Here is a 4,276-nt window from a genome sequence, read left to right as displayed (position 1 = left end):
GGCAGGCAGCTCGTGCGCCTCGTCCGGAGTCTGCGTTCCGTGGGTATGGGTCACGGTAGCTCCTCCCCTTCGATATTCATCACGGTTGATACTCGTAGACAATCTGTTCGATCTTCTGTCTAGGATAGCAACTGAACTTGTGGCTCCGCTTCGCATCGGAGCTGCTCGCGCGACGCATGGGGGAGCGCTCTGTCCCGTGGCGGCAACGTTATCGAACTAGCATTCGGGACTCGCTCCAAGGATGGGATGGACTCGTGAGGCATGGCCCCGCCGATCAACGCCGGCAAGCACTGACGCCGACCCCACAGCGGGCCACCCGCCACGAACAGCAAGATCGCGGTCACGGCCAGCCCGCGCGTTGGCGCGGCCGACACCATGGCGCCGACTGCCCATTTTCCGACCCTGCGGGATCACCGTTACCCCCGGACAGGCGAGCGGCATAGGGGACGCCAAGCCCAAAAAGTGGCACGTACGACTTTGGTGATCTTTGTCCCTGGAGCGAACGAAAACTCACCCTTGACGGCTCCGGTGGAGCCTGGGTTAGATCGCCCCGGTCAGCGAGTTCAACCAATTGTTGAGACGTAGGTCACGTGGCGGCGGGCACAGCGAAACCAACTCCGCCGCTCAGAGCGAGCAGCCTGTAGCCCAGCTTTGCCGACCGCCTCCAGGCGTGGCGTTGCAAAGCGCTTCTGGCCATCGCGGCAACGCTCCCCGGCGTACTACGCGAGCACTACCCGGGGGCGTTTCGACGCCTCGCCCCCATCACTCTCTGCAACTAGTACAGAGTTTTAGAACCAACTCTGGATCTTGATGCGGGTCTCTGCGTATGTTCGTCGTCACCCCAGGCAACCCCGCCCGGCACTACGAACTGCGAGGAGCGAGCGCCCCGGATCGAACCACGCAGGTCCGAAAACAGCGGCGGCGTCCGAGAGCTATGAACTCCCGGACGCCGAACGCCAATCGGCATAACCCGCCCCGGCAAGGGCGGAGAGTGCCCACCATCACCACGCTGATCCCTTCCGCGGGACGTCTCAGCGTGGCAACACTGCAAAGGGGATTCTTGCATGCCTCCTGCCCTGCGCAAAAGGCCCATCTCTCCGGCCTGCGCGGCAGCCGCTTCCGTCGCACCGAGTCATCAGCTCCGCCCCGTGAGTGGGAGCGGCCGATGAGCGTCGATTCCCGCGAGTGGGTGTGGGAGCACAGTGCCAGCCGGGGAACCGCTCGCTTGGTCCTGCTGTCGATTGCCGACCGGGTGCCCGACAAGCAGTGCGTGGCCTGGGCCTCGCTGACGAGCCTGATCGAGCGGACGAACGGGTCGCGGAGCGCAGTGCGCGCAGCGCTGCTGGCTCTCGCCGACAGCGGTGAGCTGGAGCTGCTCGACGACTACCAAGGCCCGCAGCGGGTCACGGTCTACCGCCTGCCCCGCGCCGCCGCCTTCCAGGCCAAGATCGACGCGGCCAGGGAGGAGGACCCGGACGCGCACGTGGAGCCGTCCGACGCGGACCCGGTGCCGAAGCTGGTGCCGGAGAAGCTCCAGCGGTACGGGATCTGGCCCAAGAAGGGTACGGATTCGGCACCCTCGCGTCGGAATCCGACCGGTGCGGAATCCGACCCCTCGCGACGGAATCCGACCCCTCGACGGTATGGAAACAACACCCTCGAAGGTGCGGAATCCGACCCCCAGAACCGTAGTGAACCGAAGGTGAACCGTAGGTACAGCAGTAGTGCTGGGGCCGGCGTCATCCCAGCCGCCGAGTGGCAGGTCGACCCAGCCACCCACGCCTGGGCCCGCCAGCAGGGGCACCTCGACCGCCTCGGCGAACAGGGCCTGCAGGCCGCCGACGAGAAGTGGCGGTTGCACCGCGCCGACTTCAAGCCGAGGGGGGCAGGAGCGTGGGCTGCCGACTGGCGCTCCTGGATCGCCCGAGAGCATCCACCAGGCCGTCCGAACCTCTACGCCGTGTCCGGCAAGAGCGCCGCTGCGCCGGGTGGCATGACCCGGGCCGAGGCCCACACCGCAGCGCTCCTGGCCGCTCTCGACGAGCCGACCGGAACGGAGGGCTGACCGTGGATCGCCGCGAAATCGCCGCCCTGCTGGCCTACATCGGCCGACTCGACCCCCGCACCATCCGCACCGACCAGGGCGAGGCCCGCGACCAGCTCGCCCAGTGGCACGAGCTGCTCGGCGACGTGCCGATGGCCACCCCGCACGGCTGGGACGCCCGCGTCGCCGCCCGCCAGCACATCCGCATCTCGCCCTACCCGATCCTGCCCGCCGATGTCGCCCGCCCGTGGGAGGGCTACCGGCGCGACCGACTGGGCCGGCACACCGACCCCACCCCGGCCGTCGACCCGGACGACCAGGCCGCCTGGACCGCCGCACTGGTCAGCACCCGGCGCGCGGTGGCCACCGGCAGCGCCCAGCCCGCGCAGTACCGCGCGATCACCAGCGGCCAACTCGATCCGGACCTGGAAGCGAGGCTGCGGGAGGTCGGCTCCTGCATCCCGCCCGCAGCGCGCGCCGCCCTCGCCTGCTACCGGCCGGCCCGCGCGACGCGCGAGGCAGCCCTCGCTCAGGGTCAGCCCGATGCCCTCGCGGTGCGGTGCGACTGGTGCCTGGCCCCGGCCGGCGAACCGTGTCGGCGCCGGCGGGTCGGCCTCGACGGCGGAGCACGCGGCACCGCCCCGCGCGCCACCCCGCACCCCAGCCGCGCCGACCTCGCCGCCGCCCAGCAGGCCCAGCAGCCCGCCCTGGCCTGACCGGCGCACACCGCCGGTGCATCCCACCCGGCGCACCGCCATCCCACCATCGTCCCGTCCTGGCTGCGGCACACGCCTTGCGCCGCAGCCGGCACCCGACGCCGCGTCCACCAGCGCCCGGCCCCGGCCGACCGACGCGGCAGCACATCGGAGACCACCATGCGCCACATCACCACTCACCACGCCCCGGCTACCGGCCTGCGCGGCATCGGCGACACCAGCTGGCACGCCCGCGGTGCGTGCTACGGCATGGACCCCGAGGACGCCGACGCCGTCTTCTTCCCCGGCCCTCGCGACCACGCGGACATCGCTGAGGCGAAGGAGCTGTGCGGCTGGTGCCCCGTCCGCCGCGACTGCCTCAACTTCGCCCTGGAGAACGTCCTCAAGGAGGGCATCTGGGGCGGGCTCACCGAAGCCGAACGGCGCCCCTGGCACAGCGGGCTGCACAAACGCACCGACTACGCCCGCGTGCTCGCCGTGTTCAACGGACGCGACGTGCACCTGACCGCCGCCGAACGCCAAATCGTCATCGACCACGCCTACGTTCGCGGCTGGCGACCCGACCGGCTGGCTGCCGCCCTACAGATCAGCTATACGCACGCCCGCGACCTGCTCCGACAGTCCGCCAACAAGGTCTTCGACCGCGACCGAACCTACGGCGTCCCAGGGCCCAAGAAGAAGCGAGCGAAGAACGCCCCGACCAACGGCACCCCCGCCCCCTCCAAGCCCGGCACAAGCCAGCCGGTGTCCCGTCCGGCGACGTCGCCTTCGGCGCGCACCCCTCTTGGAAAGGCCGCATGACCCACCTCGCCCTGCCCCTCGGTGCCGCACCGGACCTACCTCTCCTTCTGACGATCGGCGGGTCCATTGCCGCCCTCGCCCTGGTACTGGCCGGCTGGGCGATCCGGCGCCGAGGCGCGCCACCGCGGCAGCCCGGCGGCAGCCCGGCGGTCAAGGTTGCCGCGCTCGCCGCGTTGGCCTGCACCGCCTACAGCGCGGATACGAGCTGGCGCTTCGCCGCCGACTACCTCAACATTGCCGGCACCGCCGAACGCGCCGGCATGTTCGCAGCGGCCGAACTCGCGCTCTTCGCGACCGCGCTGATGGCCCGGCAGAACCTGGCCACCCAGGGGGCGCCGGGCCTGCCGGGCACGCTCGTCTGGGTGATCACCACGGTGCAGGTGATCCCGGCCTTCGCCGAAAGCGGCCCCATCGGCGGCACCGTCCGCGCGTTCGTCGGGCCCATCATGGCGGCGATGCTGTGGCACCTGGCCATGGGCATCGAACTGCGGCTGCACACCCCGAACGCCGCCTCCCACGGCTTGATCGCCACGCTGGGCCGGGAGGCGCGCGAGCGGCTGCTGTCCCGCCTGGGCATCGCCGCCCGGGACCGCGACGCCGCGCAGATCACCCGCGACCGGGCCACCGCCCGCGCCGTCGCCCTCGCCGCCCGCCTCGCGGAGCGCACGCCTGCCCAACGGCAAGGCTGGCGCGGCCGTCGGCTCACCCGGCGGCT

Annotated in this window: 3 protein-coding genes and 1 pseudogene; all 4 read left to right on the top strand. The window is 71.0% G+C overall.

Annotated features, from left to right (window positions below):
* The first annotated feature begins 1,165 nt into the window (after nt 1–1,165).
* Nucleotides 1,166–2,065: a helix-turn-helix domain-containing protein gene (locus tag O3W51_RS47405; protein WP_269290251.1), complete on the top strand. Its 900-nt coding sequence runs from the start codon at nt 1,166–1,168 to the stop codon at nt 2,063–2,065.
* 2 nt (nt 2,066–2,067) lie between these two features.
* Nucleotides 2,068–2,760 carry a zinc finger domain-containing protein gene (locus O3W51_RS47400; RefSeq protein WP_269290249.1) on the top strand — a complete coding sequence of 231 codons (693 nt, stop codon included), beginning with the start codon at nt 2,068–2,070 and terminating at the stop codon, nt 2,758–2,760.
* Nucleotides 2,761–2,919: 159 nt separating this feature from the next.
* The gene (locus O3W51_RS47395) at nt 2,920–3,561 is read left to right on the top strand and encodes a WhiB family transcriptional regulator (RefSeq protein ID WP_269290247.1); all 642 of its coding nucleotides are present in this window, start codon (nt 2,920–2,922) and stop codon (nt 3,559–3,561) included.
* Nucleotides 3,558–4,276, top strand: a pseudogene (locus O3W51_RS47390) (hypothetical protein); the annotation flags it as partial. The gene O3W51_RS47395 and the pseudogene O3W51_RS47390, both read left to right, overlap by 4 nt.

The sequence above is a fragment of the Streptomyces sp. H39-C1 genome, assembly GCF_027158125.1.
Classification (GTDB): Bacteria; Actinomycetota; Actinomycetes; order Streptomycetales; family Streptomycetaceae; genus Actinacidiphila; species Actinacidiphila fildesensis.
This window is presented reverse-complemented; position numbering and strand designations above follow the sequence as displayed.